This is a genomic window from Petrotoga sp. HWHPT.55.6.3, assembly GCF_002895495.1.
In the GTDB taxonomy this organism is placed as follows: Bacteria; Thermotogota; Thermotogae; order Petrotogales; family Petrotogaceae; genus Petrotoga; species Petrotoga mobilis.
The window spans coordinates 54,178-72,854 of the sequence record NZ_AZRJ01000019.1; the positions used below are offsets into that span (position 1 = coordinate 54,178).

An 18,677-nucleotide genomic window follows, 5' to 3' on the forward strand; every position below is an offset into this window, starting at 1 on the left:
TAATGGAGGCAACGGAGGGATTTGAACCCTCGAATAACGGTTTTGCAGACCGCCGCCTTTGACCCCTTGGCTACGTTGCCAAATTGGCGGGGACGACGGGACTCGAACCCGCGGCCACCGGTGTGACAGACCGGCATGATAACCAACTTCACCACGTCCCCTTCAACTTCAAGTGTATTTTATCATATAATTCTTATTTTGTCTAGTCTATTCTTCGCTTGCTTCATCATCAGTGATGACTTCTTCTTTTTGTTCTTCGTTTGGGGTTACATTTTCACCTTCAAACTCTTCTTTTGATATTTCAACTATTTGTACTTTCTCTTTGATGAATTGGGCAACTTTTTCTCTTAATTTGTTCCACAGGATTTCATTTGATAGTTCGGGATTTGAGCTTATTATTTCCTGAGCGCGAGAGAAAGGTAAACCATACATAGTTGAGAAGTTCTTAATTTCTTGAGATAACTCCTCATTTCCTACTTTTATGTTGTTTTCTAAAGATATTTTTTCGATGACAACCATCTCTTTAATCCAATTTAAAGCACTCTTTTTGATTTCTTCTCTCAATTTATTTTCATCATTTTCAAATTTTTTTAAGTTTTCTTCGTATTTATCCTTGCTTTTTAGGTCGTTTATTGTCGAGTCAATATAATAATTTATGCTTTCTTCAGATATATCAATATCAACATAATTGGGTAACTCAGATAAGATATAGTTAATCACAAATTCATCCTGCCAATTTTTAACAGCTTCTTCTCCTTCTTTTTTCAGCATCTCTTTCAGGTCGTTCAATGTTTCTACTTCAATATTCAACTCTTTGGCGAAATTATCGTTCAATTCTGGAAGTCTTCTTGTATAAGCTTGTGCGATTCGCACTTTTTGAACCAATTTTTTGCCCTGGTCTTCTTTTTCTAATTCAAATTCGTCACCGGATTTTTTCCCGAGAAGGTTTTTAACCAGCTCTCTTTCGTCATTTTCTCTTACTACTATTTCTTCTTCTTCATTGGACTTGATTATTTCACCGTTTTCGTCTACTAAATCATAATTAATTCTTACATAATCTCCATATTGTATTGGTTCTTCTTTTGGATCTAATATTGCGTTGCTCTCCAGTAAATCATTCAATCTTCTTTGAACAAAGTCTTCAACCACTTCTTTAGATTCAGGGATTTTAACCGTTATATTTTCAAATTCTGTTTTTGTAATTTCAGGATAGGTGTGAAGTAAAACTTCAAATTCTATGTGTTCCTCATCTTGAGCTTTTGATTCAACAATAATTGGGAAGAGTAACTTTTCTTCTTCTCTGATTTTGTGATCTAGCTCATGTTCGGCTTCTTCTAACAACATATTATTGAAATCGGGACCTAAACGCAACTTAATAACCTGTTTGGGGACTTTACCCTTTCTAAATCCTTCAAAGGTGTAATGCTGGTTAATTTCTCGAACGATTTGATCTTCTATTTTTTCAATTTCATCTTTAGAAAATTTGATAAGGTATTTCTTAACATTTTTGTCTTGACTAAGTAAAGTTTTTTCCATGATTCTTCCTCCTAATTTTGAGAAGTTTTCATCAAAGTTCAAAGTATTATACAATGAAAGAGAGGGAATTTGGTTAATTAAACGTCAATTTTTGTTTTTATAGTGTAAACATTTTTCATAACTCAACTTTTTATTTGTATAATATTTTTTTGGAAATTCTAATTTATTTGTGATACAATATTTCGACTCGAAATAGTATTTAGAGGTGAAAGTATTGGTTGGACAGTTCCTTTTGAAAGATATTCCAATGATTTATGGCAGTCAAAATGATATTTATTCTTTTATCGAAGACCAAATAGGAAAAGAGAAGCTTTGGATAGTTACTTTAAATGCGTTGATGTATATGGAATATTTAAAAGGTAACGATTATTCTAGAGCCATCAGTAAAGCATCTTTTTCTATTCCCGATGGAGTGGGGATTGTCAAATTACTCAAAAAGAAAGGAATTGAGACGGAAAGGTGTCCCGGTATAGATACAATGAAGTATTTGTTAGAATTGTCTCAAATAAGTAATTATAGAATATTTCTACTTGGCTCCGAAGAGGATGTAGTTAAACGAGCAGCGCAAACAATTGAGAAAATGTTCAATGTAAATATTGTTGGATTTCATCATGGATATTTTGATATAAATGCTGAAGGAGAGGTAGTTCAAAAAATTAATGATAGTAAAACAGATCTCCTTTTTGTAGGGATGGGAATTCCAAAACAGGAATCTTTTATTTTTCGAAACTATGAAACGTTAGAAGCAAAGCTTATGATGGGAGTTGGTGGTAGCTTTGACGTATTTGCTGGAATAACAAAAAGGGCTCCCCTTTTCTTTCAAAAACTTGGATTAGAATGGTTGTATAGAATGTTTGAAGAGCCCCATCGATTCAAAAAATTACCCGATCTATTTAAATTTTATATGAATTTGTATAGAAATAAAGATTAATTACATAAATTCAATATTTAAACGGGAAATTTCAGAAGCAATATTCAAATAACAAGTGTAAGATGCCTCCGAGAAATTATCAGAAATATAAGTTCCATCTTCTCTTTGATACATTCGCTCAACATTTTTGAAGTTCAAGTCCCCAACATGGTTTAATACTAAAGCGACATCCCCAGGTAATTTTATGTTTATCGCTGAAACTTCGGAGTCCACGTCGACTGTTGTATTATCTTTTTGAGAAGGTATTAAGGTGATCTTAGATGCAGTTGATTTGATTCTTACTTCTTGTGTTTTAATTTGTCTTAAATCAAAAAAAGCTACACTAACGTTCAATTTTGCGCGAAAATTGTAATTAATATTTTCGTTTAAATATACAGTTATCTTTGCCCGTTCAGGCACTTTTATGTTTGATACTTTCAACTTGTTCAAAATATTGACTTTAGAAGAGTCATATTCTTGTTTAAAAGAATATATATCATTATCAATTACAGCTTTTACTTTTACAGGTGTCTCTATCTTAGAAGAGTCAATAGTTACAGAGCTCCAGTCTACATCTGTTGATAAATCAAGTGTGTCACCTATAAATTTAGGAGGAAGATTTTCAGATATGATCGATTTGTTAATCTTTAAGTGGGGCTTTCTAATATGGAACAGCCCTTTAAATCCAGCAGCAATAATATAAGATGCGATCATCAATAGAACCAGTTCCCAAAAATTTAATGAAGTGGGGAACAAATCAAATGTGTCTAGCAACAGTATTATTCCAAATATTAGACTTCCTAAAGTTCCTAAATTTCTCTTTTTGAAAAAATTTAATCCGTATCCAAGAAAAATCAATGTAAAAAAGAATTCTAACAAGTTAAAACTAACAAAGAATTCGTTGAAAATAACTGATAAAACAATTAAAATACCTAATGCGACTAATATTATTCTTCCTAGCATTATTACTCCCCCCTGTCCTTTAAAAATTTTTCTGCAAGTTCTTCAGAGTAACCCAACTCTTTTAAAAGTTCTATTGCAAATGAACGTGATATTTTTCTCTCTTTTAATAAGGACAAAATCTTTTTTTCTTCAATAGTTAAGAATTCATCGTCTTGCGAAACATCTTCACCTTTTTCTTCTTCCTGCCAATCTATGCTTTTCCCCTGAATTTCTACTCCTCTAATACTAATATCTCCTGTCAGCACATTAATTTTTAAAACTCTTTTCTTTGGCATAGTAGAAGAATCATTATTTTGAACTAAATCGACGTTTGATCTTATAGATGATGAAAATCTGTGTATTGGAGCTTCTAAATAAATTTTCTCTTTTCCTTGAACTATTAGATCTATGTCACCGGAAGCAGTGTTTACGGTACAGTAAAAATCTTTATCTAGGGAATCTACGGAGATATCACCGCTCGCTGATTTAAAATTTGCTACTTTCACGATTGAATTTTTTATTGAGACATCACCGGAAGCCATACTTAACTTAAGATTTTCAATTTTAGAGTTTTGAATTAGAACATCGCCACTAGCCATGCTAAAATCACCATATGATATGTTTAGGTTGTGAATTTCAAAATCTCCCGAAGCTCCTTTTAAAATTAATTCATCCATCTCACTGTTACTTAAGTCGATACTTACATCCCCAGACCCGGTATCCACCCTTAAAGATTTCAAAGTTTTAGTTTGATTAGATCCTCTAATATCCACATCTCCTGATCGAGTTTTGATCGTTAAATAGTATAAGTTGGTAGAATCCAAGTCTGTTTCTATATCAGCTGAGGATAAGTCTAACGATATATTGTTAACTTGATCTCCTATGTACAAATTAATAGGTACTTCATGGAACATTCTAGAGAAAGAAAAGAACTTTGATAAGAAATCACCTTTTTCATAATCTATATCGATTGATACACTTGTACGATCTGATCCCCAGCTAGTTTCTACGTTGATGTCTTGATCTGCGTATTCGAGATATGTTGTTTCACCGTGGCAAATTTTTATTCTTCCATGAAAGTTTCGTGCCTTTATTTTTATCACTTTTACAACATTCAAATCAATCTTTTGCATTAAAAATCACTCCTTTTTATTTTTTGTACTTTTTTAATAATTCTTTTGCTTCTTCAGGGGTAATTTCTCCTTTTTCAATTTTTTCAAGAATTTCAAGTGTTTTTTCTCTACTTTCAATGTTTTCAGACTCGTATCCCATCGCTGTGGCGACTTCTTCTAATCTTGCTTTTGCCGTAGGATAAGAGATTCCAAGCTCTTTTTGTAATTCCGATAAATTTCCTCTAACCTTGATAAAAATCTTCAAAAAATTTAATTGTTGGTTTGTTAATTGAGCAAATTCCTCTAATTCAAAGTTACCAGTTATTTCAGTTCCACATTCTTCACATCGATATTTTACGATATTTAACTTCCCTCCACAAACAGGGCATTTGGATAAGCGGTATTTAGGCATATTAGGACCTCCTATTATTTTTTATGTTTTTTTATGATATTTTGATAGTCTTTCTCGTTATTTTGAAAAAATTATAACATAAAACTTTAAAATTGTCAACTTTTAATAAAAAAATTTTTATTTTCTAAATAAAAAAATTAAACTTAATGGTTTCTAATATAAATTTTAAAAAAAGGGATAGGTATTTGATATAATCGATGATATAATACTTATTAGAATAATCGGGATTCAAAGAAAAATTTCACTTCGAGGAGGTCCAATCGTGGCAATAGATTCACCAAGTTGGTTAAAAAGTTCTATAATTTATGAAGTTTTTGTTAGAAATTATGGAAATGCTGGAACCTTCAACGATATATATAACGATATTGAACGCATTAAGGCTTTGGGAGCAGATATACTTTGGTTTATGCCTTTTTATCCCATCGGAAAAGTTGGTAGAAAAGGTACACATGGGAGTCCCTATTCAATAAAAGATTACGAAGAAATATCGAAAGAAATTGGTAATAAGAGGGATTTTAAAAGATTAATAGACAAAGCACATGATAACGGATTAAAAATAATGATCGATATTGTTTTCAATCACACCGCTATTGATTCGAAACTAGCTGAAACACATCCTGAATGGTTTATGAAAGATCAAAACGGAAAATTAACTAGAAAGGTAGAAGATTGGAACGACGTTTACGATTTGGATTATGATAATTTAGATTTATGGGATTATCTAATAAATGTTTTAGATGGTTGGATTGATCTTGGTGTAGATGCTTTTAGATGTGATGTCGCTTCGCTAGTGCCTTTAGAGTTTTGGAAAAAATCTAGAGAACTGTTGAACCAAAAAAAGGAAATTATCTGGTTGGCTGAAACACTTGACCCGAAATTTATTCATGATCTCAGAACTAAAGGGTACGATGTTCACTCGGACTCTGAGGTATATCAAGCTTTTGACCTTACATACGATTACGATGGCTTCTATTATCTAAGGAGCTATTTTTCTGGAGAGAAAGATTTGAAGCATTTTTTTGAACATGTTTTTTTGCAGGAAACTATATTCCCAAAAAATTCTCTTAAGTTGCGTTTTTTAGAAAATCATGATAATCCTAGAATAGCATCCGTTTTAGAGGGAAAAAATAAGATTAAAAATTGGACTGTTTTATATAATCTTTTGCCAGGGGCATCTTTAATATATGCAGGCCAAGAATTAATGATGGAAAAACTGCCTAACCTTTTTGAGAAAGATTCAATCAAATGGGACAAAGGTGATTATGAATTTTTAAGTTTTTTCAAAAAAATCATTAAATTGACTAAAGAGATTAAATCTACTTGTAATCAATTCTCTCTTTGCGAGTTATCTGAGGGTATAATAATGATAAAATGGAATGGAGAAGAGGAGGAATACATTACCATTTTGAATTTGGAAGATAGACACGGAAAAATACCAGTAGATTTTAATTTATATGGAACAGACCTTATAACGAATGAAACTGTTTCAATACAAAACTACTTTGTGATCAGCAAGTTACCTATGATTATAAAAGTCAGGTAAAACAGCTAATAATTCAAATAAACCTTTGATTGATTTAATGGAGGTAGATGAATGGGAATTTTTGAAAAGTTCAAAAATGGTTTAAGTAAGGCGAGAAATACCGTATTTAAAAATATCAAAACTATTTTTTCCGGTAAAGTTCTCGACGATGATGTTTTGGAAGAATTGGAAGAGATTTTAATAATGTCTGATATGGGTGTTGACGTCTCTCATAAAATTTTGGAAGAGTTAAAAAGTAGGTATAAAAGTAATAACTCTCACAATGACCCGCTATTATTATTGAGGGATATTCTAGTGGAAAATTTACAGAAAGACGAAGTAGTTAGTGATTTTCAACAAAAACCCTATGTAATACTCATTGTTGGAGTAAACGGTAGCGGTAAAACGACAACTGCTGCCAAATTAGCAAAGATGTATTCTAAACAAGGTAAAGAAGTTGTTTTAGCTGCTGCAGACACATTTAGGGCAGCAGCAATCGAACAACTCAAAGAGTGGGGTAATAGGTTAAATACCACCGTGATAGCTCACCAAAAAGGTTCAGATGCCGCCGCTGTTGTGTATGACGCAATAACACATGCAAAGTCAAGAGGCAAAGATGTCGTGTTAGTGGACACCGCTGGGCGTTTACATACAAAAAGCAATTTAATGGATGAATTGAAAAAAATAAGGCGTGTGGTTGAAAGAGAAGTCCCAGGAGCTCCGCATGAAACTTTGTTAGTTCTAGATGGAACGACTGGTCAAAACGGGATTTCACAGGCTAAGGCTTTTAAGGAGGCTATAGACATAACGGGTATAGTCGTAACTAAATTAGATGGAACCGCCAAAGGGGGAATAGCTTTCGCTATAAACCATGAACTCAATATCCCAATAAAATTGGTGGGATTTGGAGAAAAAGAAGACGATTTACAAATTTTCGATCCGGTTTCTTATTGCAACGCTTTATTAGGGGTTGATGAAGTAATATGAAAGATTTTATTAGAGATTTTGCAGTCTGCCCAATATGTCAAAAAGAATTTTCTTTTGATAAAGTGGCCTCTACATCTATAAAGGTAAGTTCTTACGATCTCGATTTAAAACCTGAATATAGAGATGTTAATGTATCTCTGTATTCTTTGATTACCTGTCCCGATTGTAACTTTACTTTTCAAGAAAAAGATAAAGATTATATATATGAGTACTTAAATTCTCAAAATATTGAACAGGTTAAGTTATTTTTGAGTAAGATAAATAAATTATCTCTTCCTGAAGTAGATAATTCTTCTTCAAAGTCTCACGAGTTTTATGCAACTCAACTTATGATAGCAGCCAATATTTACGCAATTTTGGGACTACCCAGTGAAGTAGTAAAAATTTTAATAAAATTCGCTTGGTATTATCGTGAACAAAATGAAGAAGAAAAGGAGTTAGGAATACTTTACTATTGTGGAAAGATAATTGAAAAGAACTATGAAACATTTTCAGAAGAAGATTATATATTTTCTTTGTTCTATCTGGGATATATAAACTATAGATTAAATAATAGAAAAGAAGCGGCGAATTTGTTTGATTATTTGGTGAAAAATTATAATAATCCTACAAATCCGTATTTAAAAGCTGCGAAATTTCTAAGGGGTGAACTAAAGTGAGGAAATTTTTTGGGATTTTTCTAATAGGTTTGGTATTTTTTCTATCGGGATGTACGGTTTTTCAACCTGCCTCTCAAGAAATTACTTTGCCAAGCGAAGACTTAGTGGCAATTCAAAATCAGTTGGATACTTTAAACGAGCGTTTAACTCAAATGGAAGAAAAATTTAATACTTTATCTGACGAAATTTATCAAATTTCAAAGAATAACAGTTATGCTTTTGATATGACAAAAAGCTTAAAAGATCAGTACACCAATATCGATAGCAGAGTGGTAACCTTGGAAAATTATCTATACGAAGGGCGAAGCTCTGAATCTATTGATAAACTTTTAGATTTGGATCAAAGAGTTCAAAGCTTAGAGAATCAAATTAACAATCTCTCTCTACAAAAGGTAAATAATTTTACAAACACTGATTTGGATCAAAGAGTATCTCAATTGGAAATTCAGATTTCAGAATTACAAAATGTTGTGAATAATATTCCTAAGAATGACCAAACAATCCTCTTAGATACGGTGAGTTCACTAACGGAAAAGGTTAATAATTTGGAGAAAAGTTTTCAAAACTCTGAATTTTACTTTTTGGAAAATGGAAATATAAAAGAACTTGTGCAACAAGAGGTAGATAAACTCAATTTAGAAAAATATGTTGAAAATAGAGTTGATTATAAAACTGAAGAGACCGTTTCAAAATTTTATTATCAAAATCAGAGCGAAGATATACTGAATATTAAATCTTTAGAAAATGCAGTTGCTTCTTTAGATAAGGAAGTTGAAAATTTAAAATATGACCTTCAGAAGGTTATTACTCAACCATCAAATTCATTAAACGAAAAATATCTGGGTCAAATACAAAATATTGAATTGAAGATAGATGAACTTTATAGATCTGTGGGGGATGCAGAAGTAAGTTATTTGTTTGAGAATTCAAACGAAGTAAGGTATCAAGTGAAATCAGGGGATACTCTAATTAGTATTTCAAACGCATTTAAATTAGGAAATAATGGTGTTCAAATTATTCTGCAAGCCAACAATTTACAATCCACAAATATTAAAGTAGGACAAGAATTAATCATACCAGTGAACAATATTGAAGAGTATATTAGGTGGCCATTTTCTAAAACATCACTCTCCGAGTATGAAAAAATTGTTGTACGTTTTGGAGAAAGGAATGCTGCAGGAATTTCTAGTGGGATAGGAGTTTTGGTTCAAACCGAACAAGTTTATCCAGTTCTACCTGGTAGGGTAATTGAGACCGGAAAGTTAGCAAATAACAATTGGTATATAAAAATCGATCACGGAAATGCTATTATAAGCGTCATAGGGAATATAAAAACACCATATGTTGATGAAGGTAAATGGGTTGATTCTAATACTTCGTTAGGAATTGCTAACGCAGGGAGTATTGTAACAGTTGAATTGTGGAAGAATGGTGAACCTAGAGACCCATTGAAACTTTTCTACGACATGATTGGAGAATTCCAGGCAACGTACTACACAGAATGGGATGACAAACTTGTCTATTCTCCAACTTTTAGGCTAACAAAGTCTGGAGAAAAACCAACATCGTATAAAACAATTGCAGCAGATCCTGATGTCTTGCCTTTAGGAACCATAGTTTATATACCTGAATTATCGGATCTTCCCAATAACGGTTATTTTGAGGTTCAAGATACGGGAGCTAAAGTATTGGGTAATAAAATTGATATATATGTAAACGATGTGAGATTAGCTAATAATAGTTTACAGAATCTAACTATATATGTAGTTGGTAGAAAATCAAATGTATAAGAATTATAAAGTTAGTAAATCTATTAGAAGCTTATCTAAAGGGTGTTAATTAATTGAGGAAACGTTTATCTTAAAAGGAGGAATTAAATATGTCTCTTACTGTTAAAAGCAGTTATGCTTTAAGAGCTTTGTTTGAATTAGCTGTATTAGCCGAAGATGAAGGAAAAGAGAAAGTACCTATCAGCGAATTATCAGAAAGGCAAAACATACCAAAAGATTTTCTTGAAAAGATATTTATAGAATTACGTGATGCGGGAATAGTTAAATCTGTTAGAGGTAAATTTGGAGGATATGCTTTGGCTAAAAATCCAAAAGATTTACGTTTGAGTGAAATTATTCAAGTCTTAGATAAACCACTTCAATCTTTTGATTGTATTGTTGGCGAATGTTCGTTGGAAATAGAGTGTGCCGTTGAATTTGTATGGAAAAGGGTTAATAATTCTATTATGTTAGAGCTGAGTAAAATGACTTTGCAAGATATAATCGATTACGGAAGAAAAATTGCCAAGATCAAGATCGCTGAAAATGAAGGAGGTAGATTAAAAAAATTAAATGTCTAACAAAAAAGTATTAATGCTTATGAGTGGTGGGGTAGATAGCTCTGTCGCTGCCTATCTTTTGAAAGAACAAAATTATCACGTTATAGGGCTTCATTTCAAAACTGTAAGCGATGTTGTTTTCTCATTGATCCCAGAAAAAAAGAAGGTTTGTTGTAGCCCTTCAGATACACAAGATGCACTAAAAATTGCTGATAAGTTAGATCTTGATGATTTTCAGATTGTTGATATAAAAAAGGAATTTAAAGAAAAAATAATCGATTATTTCATAAAAACATATAAAGAAGGTAAAACCCCAAACCCTTGCATGTTATGCAACAGGTTTTTTAAATTTGGGAAGGCTTTAGAAATTGCACATAGCTATGGCGCAGATTGGGTTTCCAGCGGTCATTATTTAATAAAAGAGTATTCTAACAAGTATTCTACCTATATTATTAAAAAAGGTGTTGATCAATACAAAGATCAATCATATTTTTTATCTTATATAGACAAAAATACTCTTCCCAAATTGCACTTTCCATTGGGAAATATGTATAAAGTTGAAATCAGGGATATAGCCAACAAAATAGGCTTAAGTGTGGCAAATAAACCTGACAGTCAAGAGTTGTGTTTTATTCCTGATAATGATTATAGAAGATTTCTAAAAGAAAATGGAGTTACTACAGAAGAAGGAAAAGTTTACGATTTAGAAGGAAACGAAATAGGAACACACACAGGATACATGAATTACACTATTGGTCAGCGTTCTGGAATAAGCTACTATAAAAACGCAAATGTAAAACTGCATGTTTATAAAATATTTCCTCAAAAGAATGTTCTCATAGTTGCTCCTACTGAAGAAATGTATTCTAAAGAACTAATTGTACAAAATGTCAACTTTTTTGTAGATTTCAAAGAAATAGAAGGCTTTTGTAGAGTTCGCAAAAAAAGTGAGGAAAAGCCCGCAGTTGTTAAAAAAATTGCAGATCATACTTTAAAAGTAAGTTTTAAAGAGCCTATATTTGCCGTTACTCCTGGACAATTTGCAACAATTTATGATGAAAGCGGTGTTGTTTTGGCTTCCGGTGTAATCAATATTAAAGAAATGGAGGAAGTTTGATAATGGGAATTAGGGACGCAGCTTATCCAGGAAGTTTCGATCCAATAACCTTTGGACACGTTAATATAGTGAAAAGATCTATTGAAAGATTTGACAATCTGTATGTTGTTGTTGTGAATAATCCGAACAAAAAGTATTTGTTTTCTCTCCAAGAAAGGATTGAAATGGTAAAAAAAGATTTAGAGGATATACCAAATGTTATTGTTGAATCTTTTGACGGTCTGTTGGTAAATTACCTAAAAGAGAAAAAAATTTATAATTTAATAAGAGGCTTAAGAGCGGTCAGTGATTACGAGTATGAACTTCAAATGGCAAACGCGAATCATATGCTTTTTCCTCAGTTAGAAATTTTTTTTCTCATGGCTGATACTGATTTCTCTTATATTTCTTCATCTATGATAAAAGAAATTGCATCTTACAACGGAGATGTTAGTAAGTGGGTTTCTAAGTTCGTCGAATTGAAGTTAAAAGAAAAACTATTAAAAAAATAGTAATAAAACAATAATTTTCTTATTTTAATATTCAATTAATTGTGTTAAAATAAATTAGTTTTAGCCAACGGTTGAGATTTCAAATACTCAAATTTATTAAACATTAATAATAAGCATTAGGAGGTATTATAAGTGGACGTATCAATTGAAAAGATAAAGAATCTTAGAGCTTCAACAGGGGCAGGAATGTTAGATTGTAAAAATGCTTTGGAAGAGGCTGATGGAGATATAGATAAAGCCGTAGAAATCCTGAGAAAGAAAGGTGCCATAAAAGCTGCTAAAAAAGCTGGAAGAGTCACCAACGAAGGTATCGTGTACTCTTATATTCATCATAATGAAAAGATAGGTGTTCTTTTATTATTAGGTTGTGAAACAGATTTTGTGGCTAGGACTGATGATTTCCACGATTTAGCTAAGAAGATTTCACTACAAATTGCTTCGATGAATCCAAAGTGGATTTCAAGGGAAGATGTACCTCAAGAAATTATCGATAAAGAAAAGGAAATTTACCTTGAAGAGTTAAAAAATTCCAACAAGCCTGACAATATTAAAGAACAAATTGTAGAAAATAAATTAGGAAAATTCTACAGTGAAAATTGTCTTCTTGAACAGGAATATGTTTTTGGAGAAGGGGAAAGCATCAAAGACATTATTAATTCTATGATTGCTAAGGTAGGAGAAAATATAACAGTGGATAAATTTGCAAGATTTGCAATTGGTGAATGATAAAAAGGTGGAGTCTTCCGCCTTTTTGCTTTATTTATGGAGTATAAAATTTTTCTTTCAACTATAAGGCTGCATGCTCTTATTTAAAAGGAGGCCCTATGTACAAAAGAGTACTATTAAAATTAAGTGGGGAAGCTTTGAGTGGTGAAAGTGAAAAAGGATTTTCTGAACAAATGTTAACATATCTGGTGAACGAGATCAAGAAAATCCACAGTTTAAATATAAAATTGGGTATAGTTACAGGAGCTGGCAATATTTTTAGGGGGAAAGAGCTGAAAGATTTCCAAATTCAAATGGCAGATCAATTAGGGATGTTGGGCACCGTCATTAATTCACTCTATCTTAAAAATCTCTTCGAAAAGAATGGTTTGAAAAGTATTATAGTTTCTCCAATTGTTAATTTACCCTCTGTATTGCCACTTAAATACGATTTTATTGAACAATATTTTGAAGCTGGTTATATTGTCTTATTTGGTGGAGGAACATCAAACCCTTTGTTCACTACTGATACCGCTGCCGCATTGAGGGCGATAGAAATGAATGCAGATATACTTGTAAAAGCTACCAAGGTTGATGGGATATACGATAAAGATCCAAAATTATTCGAAGATGCCAAAAAATACAATAATATAACGTATGAACAAGCGATTAAAGAGCAAATAAAAGTTATGGATACAGAGGCTTTTTCAATATGTGAAAAAAATAATCTTTCAATATTGATTATCAATTTTTTCAAAGAAGGAAGCTTGCTTAAAGCTGTTGAAGGAGAGAATATAGGTACAAAAGTCGATCACTAACAAATTCTTCTTCAAGCATGAGTTCTATTCGAGGTTTAACGAAATATTAAATAATAAATTTCTGGAGGTGTTTTTTAGATGGAAAAGTTTTACGATGAAATAGTATCAGTAAAAGCAAGAGAGGTATTGGATTCGAGGGGAAATCCAACCGTTGAAGCAGAGGTAACTTTATCTACAGGTGTAACTGGTTCAGCTATTGTTCCTTCAGGTGCTTCAACAGGTAAATTTGAGGCTTTAGAATTAAGAGATGGTAATAAAGATTATTACATGGGAAAAGGTGTTACTAAAGCCGTGAACAACGTAAACAACATTATTGAGCAAGAGGTTGTTGGATTGAATGCCTTTGATCAAGTAAACGTTGATAGAGTGATGCTGGATTTAGACGGAACAGAAAACAAAGAAAATCTTGGCGCTAATGCAATATTAGCTGTTTCTATGGCAGCGGCAAGAGCTGCAGCTAACTCCTTGGGACTACCTCTTTATAAGTATTTAGGAGGCGTGAACGCCAAAGTTTTGCCCGTACCAATGATGAATATAATAAACGGGGGACAACACGCCGATAATAATCTCGATATTCAAGAGTTCATGATTATGCCTGCTGGATTTAATTCATTTAAAGACGCCTTGAGGGCAGGGGCTGAAGTCTTCCACAATTTAAAAAATATTTTGAAAAAAGAAGGGCACATAACTTCTGTTGGAGATGAAGGTGGTTTCGCTCCGAATTTAAATTCCAATGAAGAAGCTATAAAATACATAATTAGAGCCATACAAGCTGCTGGTTACGAACCTGGTAAACAAATTTTTATCGCCATGGATGCCGCAGCTTCAGAGTTTTACAATGAAGAAACAAAGAAATACTCTGTTGATGGAAAAGAAATGAGTGCTGCTGAATTAGCCGAATATTATATATCGTTGATTGATAAATATCCTATTAAATCATTAGAAGATCCTTTCGATCAGGATGACTGGGAAGGTTACTCTGAGTTCACCGCAAAAGTGGGAGACAGGGTACAAATAGTTGGTGATGACTTATACGTTACTAATGTTAAAAGATTGCAAAAAGGTATAGATTTAAAGGCTACAAACTCTATTTTGATCAAATTGAATCAAATAGGGAGTGTAACCGAGACTCTAGACGCCATTGAATTAGCCTATAAAAATAATATGACCGCCGTTGTATCTCATCGCTCAGGAGAAACGGAAGATTCTTTTATTGCCGATTTGGTAGTAGCTGTAAATGCAGGTTTTATCAAGACTGGCTCACTTTCTAGAACCGATAGAATAGCGAAATATAATCAATTGTTAAGAATCGAAGACGAGCTTGGTTCAACTGCACAATATAGAGGCTTGAATGCTTTTTATTCAATTAAAAAGTAATAAATATTCAATTAACTAAAAAAACCGGTGAAATAATAAATCACCGGTTTTTTTTAATAGATATATTTGTTATAATACTTGAACGAAATTAATTTTATCATACAAAATCAATCCTTTTCACTAAATAATCTTTTTCCTCCAATTTTTCTATGAGATACTGGGTTTTCAATTTAAAATACGCAGAGTTATTCTCCAATTCAAAACTTATATAAATTTCCTTCTCAAAACTTTGTATATTTGCATCTATAACCCCAAAGTTATTAGTCAAAAGAATTAAATTCAACTTTTGGTTCATTGCCTCTTGCTGGTAATTTTTTGAATTGTTTTGATATTCTCTATCAATTGCTAAAAATATAGGCATCCCAAAGATAGAAAAAAACATAAGTGGTGTTTTTATTTCTAAGCTAAGATTTTTAATAGTTAGGTAAGAATTTAATGTTTTATCCACTATGTTATGTTTTATAGAAGTTTTGGATTCATATTTATTAAGTAAACTATTCTTATCTTCTTCCTGCAAGGTTAATAATTCTTTCATTAATCTTATCTCATTCTTAGAGAAAAAATCTAAATTATCCTTTTTAGAAATATAGGCTCTTATCATATCAACAATTTTGACCGCAGAGTGAGAAGGTGATAAAACGGAGTTTAAGTTATCTTTAAAAGATTTTAGAAGTGAATTTACTATTTTTTCGGTTAGTTTTTTAAAAGAAGTAAACTCGTGGGGTTCTAAATTATCAAATTTTAATTTTTTTAATTGTTCGTTTAAAGTTCGAGAAAACTCTGCGAGCCATACCGACGCTTTAATATTTTGGGTTTCAGTGAAGTTAGGAGATTTAAGGTTAACGGCATCAATATTTTTAAAGTTTGGAAATTTCAAACTTAATTTTATGCTGTCTTTTGATGCCTCCCCCAAATATTTCATCTTAATTGGAGCATCCATATTATGTGTTTTATCTTGAAAATTTAAATTTACCCTAACACCTGTTTGAAAATTTTGAGTGCTTTGATTTTCTAGAAGGAAAAGAAAATTTCTAACTCCAACTACAACTAAATTATTCTTAGAATAGAGAACTGTTCCTACGAATCTATTAATATTATTTTTTTTAGCGTAATCGTATAAAAAGGAATTATTTTGAGAAAGGATTAAACTCAACAAATTGTCATACATTTTATTACCCTACTCTTCAAGATCATCAAACAAACCCATTTCCAAAGATTTTTTAACAGATTTATACCGTTTGATTTTTGAAGTAACCAACTTCTCCGAAGTAAGCAATTTCTCTTTCATCATTATGTATCTAACTTTATTGGGGGCAGTGAAGTACCAGTTGTTAAAAGACGAAGAATATTCAGGCACGTTTATTTTGTATTTTGTTCCGATTACCGCTCTTGACTCTATTTTTTCTATAGCTTTAATTTTTTTAAAATAAGTAATTGCATTTTGTGTTCTTCCAATGCTAATGTTCAAATTTGAAGCTATTTCACGCACACTGGTATGGGTAACTGTATGATCGTATCCAAGTCCGTAGCTCATGTTGTACAAGTATAAATATACCTTTGCAAAAGACGACGGGGTTAGTTGCAAAATATACATAAGTACCTTTTCTGGTATTTGAATAAAAGGTCTTACAGGTCGATATTCAAACAAATTTACGTTAGTATCTTTTTCCCCTCTCGTTCTAGGCATTAGCTTTTTTCCTCCCATTCTTCTTTACCTATAATTTCCGCGTTTTCTAAGGTGTATTCTTTTAATTTATAATTCCTATCGAAAGTGGCAGAAAGGTGTATTCTGTTAAAACATTTTGAGCCAATATATTCTTTATTTATTTTGTACTCCCCTGTATCGTAATCCGTAATAAAATCGTAGCCTTTTCTAAGATAACTTCTAAATTTCTCTCCACATTTTGAACATTTGAAATATATAACTAATGCATTTTTTTCATCGTAAAAAACATTGTTATTAGAGGTTTTTGAATTATCTGACTTATTTCTTTTAAAAAAGTTAAACATTACGACTGTCCTCCTTTTCGAACAATTAAATTATTTTTAAAACTGTACAATTACTTCTCAATCTATATTGAGATTATATCATAATTTATACGTTAAGTTAAATATATCAGATTATGGGGAATTATAAAAAAATAACAGGAAGTAAAAACGATTAAACCCATTAATCTATAAAAAACTTTACTTGCGAATAAAGCAAAACTAAAGTATAATTAAAGTTAATGTTTAAGTAAAAATCCTATTCATTTTCAAAGGGGTGATTATTAATGGGAGATATCACAGAAAAGACTACGGAAGAAGAAAAAGGAACAGAAGTTTTATACAAGCTTGAAGACAAACCTCCTTTTTATGAAACAGTTGTTCTGAGTATTCAGCACATGTTAGCTATGTTCGTTGGTATCATTACTCCACCTTTGATAATCGCGGGGGTAGTGGGCTTGGATCCTCTAGAAACGGGATATTTCGTCAGCATGGCTTTGATTATTTCCGGGGTAACTACTTTTTTTCAAGTAAAACAATTAGGACCTTTTGGTAGCGGTCTATTAGCAGTACAAGGGACAAGTTTTACATTTGTTCCTATGGCGATTGTCGCTGCAAACGTAGGAGGATTACCTTTAGTCTTAGGTATGGCACTTATTACGTCCCCGGTTGAGATGATTTTGAGTCGGTTTTTAGCTCAAACTCGCAAGATATTCCCTCCTGTAGTTTCTGGTACAGTTGTAATGTTAATAGGTTTAGGGTTGATAGAAACAGCCATAACCGACATTGGTGGAGGAGTTGGAGCTAGTGATTTCGGAAATGTTCAAAATTTAGCCATAGCTTTGTTCGTATTAATAATCATAGTGATTGCAAATATATATGGCAAAGGCATCATAAAAGCTGGGGCGGTGGCTATTGGTTTAGTTGCAGGATATCTGGTTGCAATACCGTTGGGTATGGTGGATTTTGCCCCGATTGTAGAAGCTGGATGGGTAACAGTCCCTATCCCATTTAAATATGGGCTATCATTTAATTGGGCACTTATCATTCCTTGGATTTTAGCATATATTATTACTACAATTGAAACAGTAGGTGATTTGACAGCTATTGCTGAAGTTAGTGGCGAACCAATTGAAGGCAAAATTCACGATGAAAGATTAAAAAGAGGAGTTTTATAGGACGGTGTAGGGAGTGCTTTAGCAGCTGTTTTTAATACTCTTCCTAACACAACTTTCAGTCAAAATACTGGAGTTATTCAATTTAGTAAAATTTCTAGTCGAGTCGTTGGCTACGGTGTGGCAATTGTTTTGATACTATTAGGTGTCTTTCCTAAAATTGGTGCTTTAGTAAGCGTTATGCCTAAACCTGTTTTAGGAGGTGCTACTATAGCTCTCTTTGGAATGGTAGCGATGGCAGGTATGAAAATTGCAACAAAAGGTGGACTAAGCGATAAAAAAATGTTTATATTAGCTTTTTCTTTAGCTTTGGGATTGGGAGTTACATTTAGGCCCGACATAGTGAACAAATTACCAGAATGGATGGCTGTTGTCTTTTCTTCTAATATTACTGTTGGATTTTTAACCGCTTTTATTTTAAACCTCTTGATACCAGAACCAAAAAAGGAAAAGAATGGATATAAGGCTTAAGTTTACTTATTGCCACTTATGAATAAAGTTGATTATTCATGATTATTCCCTTTTATTGTTCTTTATAGACAACTAAAAAAGATTAATTTGATTTATCAATGAAAATCAAATCGTGTTAGATCATAATT

The 18,677-nt window shown here is 32.2% G+C and carries 18 protein-coding genes, 2 tRNA genes and 1 pseudogene; 12 read left to right on the plus strand and 9 right to left on the minus strand.

The features are described 5' to 3' along the window. Positions 1 to 3: 3 nt before the first annotated feature. The 3 genes from X926_RS06625 to tig all read right to left on the minus strand — a co-directional run bounded on the left by X926_RS06625 (position 4) and on the right by tig (position 1,536). Positions 4 to 80 (minus strand) — tRNA-Cys (locus X926_RS06625). Positions 81 to 84: 4 nt separating this feature from the next. Then, positions 85 to 161 (minus strand) — tRNA-Asp (locus X926_RS06630). Positions 162 to 207: 46 nt separating this feature from the next. After that, positions 208 to 1,536, minus strand: coding sequence for a trigger factor (gene tig / locus X926_RS06635; RefSeq protein ID WP_103065478.1), 1,329 nt, complete (start codon positions 1,534 to 1,536; stop codon positions 208 to 210). Positions 1,537 to 1,741: 205 nt separating this feature from the next. On the opposite strand from tig, the gene X926_RS06640 reads away from it, so the two are divergent. Beyond that, complete coding sequence (locus X926_RS06640; protein WP_233186700.1) at positions 1,742 to 2,467, plus strand: WecB/TagA/CpsF family glycosyltransferase; 726 nt, start codon at positions 1,742 to 1,744, stop codon at positions 2,465 to 2,467. Here the strand turns inward: X926_RS06640 and X926_RS06645 are convergent, their stop codons facing one another. From X926_RS06645 to X926_RS06655, 3 genes are read right to left on the minus strand one after another with little or no spacing between them, the layout of a single operon-like run. Continuing rightward, the gene (locus X926_RS06645) at positions 2,468 to 3,409 is read right to left on the minus strand and encodes a hypothetical protein (RefSeq protein ID WP_103065480.1); all 942 of its coding nucleotides are present in this window, start codon (positions 3,407 to 3,409) and stop codon (positions 2,468 to 2,470) included. Between the two features lie 2 nt (positions 3,410 to 3,411). Next, the gene (locus tag X926_RS06650; RefSeq protein ID WP_103065481.1) at positions 3,412 to 4,521 is read right to left on the minus strand and encodes a DUF4097 family beta strand repeat-containing protein; all 1,110 of its coding nucleotides are present in this window, start codon (positions 4,519 to 4,521) and stop codon (positions 3,412 to 3,414) included. A 16-nt stretch (positions 4,522 to 4,537) separates the two neighbouring features. Further along, entirely contained in the window at positions 4,538 to 4,912 is a 375-nt protein-coding gene (locus X926_RS06655; protein ID WP_012209502.1) for a DUF2089 domain-containing protein, read from the minus strand. A gap of 262 nt (positions 4,913 to 5,174) precedes the next feature. Between X926_RS06655 and X926_RS06660 the strand changes: the two genes are divergently transcribed. The 10 genes from X926_RS06660 (at position 5,175) to eno (ending at position 14,917) form a co-directional block, all read left to right on the plus strand. Then, positions 5,175 to 6,455, plus strand: a complete 1,281-nt coding sequence (locus tag X926_RS06660) for an alpha-amylase family glycosyl hydrolase (RefSeq protein ID WP_103065482.1) — start codon at positions 5,175 to 5,177, stop codon at positions 6,453 to 6,455. A gap of 51 nt (positions 6,456 to 6,506) precedes the next feature. Continuing rightward, positions 6,507 to 7,421, plus strand: a complete 915-nt coding sequence (ftsY, locus tag X926_RS06665; RefSeq protein WP_103065483.1) for a signal recognition particle-docking protein FtsY — start codon at positions 6,507 to 6,509, stop codon at positions 7,419 to 7,421. Next, a complete protein-coding gene (locus tag X926_RS06670) occupies positions 7,418 to 8,080 on the plus strand; it encodes a DUF2225 domain-containing protein (RefSeq protein ID WP_103065484.1) in 663 nt (220 codons plus the stop codon). The genes ftsY and X926_RS06670 overlap by 4 nt, the downstream gene beginning before the upstream one ends. Beyond that, positions 8,077 to 9,870 (plus strand): LysM peptidoglycan-binding domain-containing protein, encoded by a 1,794-nt coding sequence (locus X926_RS06675; protein WP_103065485.1) that lies wholly within the window; start codon positions 8,077 to 8,079, stop codon positions 9,868 to 9,870. Before X926_RS06670 ends, X926_RS06675 begins: the two co-directional genes overlap by 4 nt. 89 nt (positions 9,871 to 9,959) lie before the next feature. Next, positions 9,960 to 10,430, plus strand: coding sequence for an Rrf2 family transcriptional regulator (locus X926_RS06680; protein ID WP_012209507.1), 471 nt, complete (start codon positions 9,960 to 9,962; stop codon positions 10,428 to 10,430). Then, the gene (gene mnmA / locus X926_RS06685) at positions 10,423 to 11,526 is read left to right on the plus strand and encodes a tRNA 2-thiouridine(34) synthase MnmA (protein WP_103065486.1); all 1,104 of its coding nucleotides are present in this window, start codon (positions 10,423 to 10,425) and stop codon (positions 11,524 to 11,526) included. Before X926_RS06680 ends, mnmA begins: the two co-directional genes overlap by 8 nt. A 2-nt stretch (positions 11,527 to 11,528) precedes the next feature. Further along, a complete protein-coding gene (gene coaD / locus X926_RS06690) occupies positions 11,529 to 12,017 on the plus strand; it encodes a pantetheine-phosphate adenylyltransferase (RefSeq protein WP_012209509.1) in 489 nt (162 codons plus the stop codon). Between the two features lie 132 nt (positions 12,018 to 12,149). Continuing rightward, positions 12,150 to 12,743: a translation elongation factor Ts gene (gene tsf, locus X926_RS06695; protein WP_103065487.1), complete on the plus strand. Its 594-nt coding sequence runs from the start codon at positions 12,150 to 12,152 to the stop codon at positions 12,741 to 12,743. A 98-nt stretch (positions 12,744 to 12,841) separates the two neighbouring features. Further along, on the plus strand, positions 12,842 to 13,540 hold the full coding sequence (gene pyrH / locus X926_RS06700) for a UMP kinase (protein ID WP_012209511.1): 699 nt from the start codon (positions 12,842 to 12,844) through the stop codon (positions 13,538 to 13,540). A gap of 78 nt (positions 13,541 to 13,618) precedes the next feature. Then, positions 13,619 to 14,917, plus strand: a complete 1,299-nt coding sequence (gene eno, locus X926_RS06705; RefSeq protein WP_012209512.1) for a phosphopyruvate hydratase — start codon at positions 13,619 to 13,621, stop codon at positions 14,915 to 14,917. Positions 14,918 to 15,014: 97 nt separating this feature from the next. Here the strand turns inward: eno and X926_RS06710 are convergent, their stop codons facing one another. From X926_RS06710 to X926_RS06720, 3 genes are read right to left on the minus strand one after another with little or no spacing between them, the layout of a single operon-like run. Then, the gene (locus X926_RS06710; protein ID WP_103065488.1) at positions 15,015 to 16,085 is read right to left on the minus strand and encodes a hypothetical protein; all 1,071 of its coding nucleotides are present in this window, start codon (positions 16,083 to 16,085) and stop codon (positions 15,015 to 15,017) included. 9 nt (positions 16,086 to 16,094) lie between these two features. Further along, the gene (locus X926_RS06715; RefSeq protein WP_012209514.1) at positions 16,095 to 16,604 is read right to left on the minus strand and encodes a hypothetical protein; all 510 of its coding nucleotides are present in this window, start codon (positions 16,602 to 16,604) and stop codon (positions 16,095 to 16,097) included. After that, entirely contained in the window at positions 16,604 to 16,927 is a 324-nt protein-coding gene (locus tag X926_RS06720) for a hypothetical protein (RefSeq protein ID WP_012209515.1), read from the minus strand. The genes X926_RS06715 and X926_RS06720 overlap by 1 nt, the downstream gene beginning before the upstream one ends. Positions 16,928 to 17,190: 263 nt before the next feature. Between X926_RS06720 and X926_RS10320 the strand changes: the two are divergent. Continuing rightward, positions 17,191 to 18,549, plus strand: a pseudogene (locus X926_RS10320) (uracil-xanthine permease family protein). Positions 18,550 to 18,677 lie beyond the last annotated feature (128 nt).

Coding starts and splice junctions, on each gene's coding strand:
- X926_RS06720 (WP_012209515.1), bottom strand. CDS start 16,927: ATGTTTAACTTTTTTAAAAGAAATAAGTCAGATAATTCAAAAACCTCT.
- X926_RS06680 (WP_012209507.1), top strand. CDS start 9,960: ATGTCTCTTACTGTTAAAAGCAGTTATGCTTTAAGAGCTTTGTTTGAA.
- ftsY (WP_103065483.1), top strand. CDS start 6,507: ATGGGAATTTTTGAAAAGTTCAAAAATGGTTTAAGTAAGGCGAGAAAT.
- X926_RS06710 (WP_103065488.1), bottom strand. CDS start 16,085: ATGTATGACAATTTGTTGAGTTTAATCCTTTCTCAAAATAATTCCTTT.
- pyrH (WP_012209511.1), top strand. CDS start 12,842: ATGTACAAAAGAGTACTATTAAAATTAAGTGGGGAAGCTTTGAGTGGT.
- eno (WP_012209512.1), top strand. CDS start 13,619: ATGGAAAAGTTTTACGATGAAATAGTATCAGTAAAAGCAAGAGAGGTA.
- X926_RS06650 (WP_103065481.1), bottom strand. CDS start 4,521: ATGCAAAAGATTGATTTGAATGTTGTAAAAGTGATAAAAATAAAGGCA.
- mnmA (WP_103065486.1), top strand. CDS start 10,423: ATGTCTAACAAAAAAGTATTAATGCTTATGAGTGGTGGGGTAGATAGC.
- tig (WP_103065478.1), bottom strand. CDS start 1,536: ATGGAAAAAACTTTACTTAGTCAAGACAAAAATGTTAAGAAATACCTT.
- X926_RS06670 (WP_103065484.1), top strand. CDS start 7,418: ATGAAAGATTTTATTAGAGATTTTGCAGTCTGCCCAATATGTCAAAAA.
- X926_RS06655 (WP_012209502.1), bottom strand. CDS start 4,912: ATGCCTAAATACCGCTTATCCAAATGCCCTGTTTGTGGAGGGAAGTTA.
- X926_RS06645 (WP_103065480.1), bottom strand. CDS start 3,409: ATGCTAGGAAGAATAATATTAGTCGCATTAGGTATTTTAATTGTTTTA.
- coaD (WP_012209509.1), top strand. CDS start 11,529: ATGGGAATTAGGGACGCAGCTTATCCAGGAAGTTTCGATCCAATAACC.
- X926_RS06715 (WP_012209514.1), bottom strand. CDS start 16,604: ATGCCTAGAACGAGAGGGGAAAAAGATACTAACGTAAATTTGTTTGAA.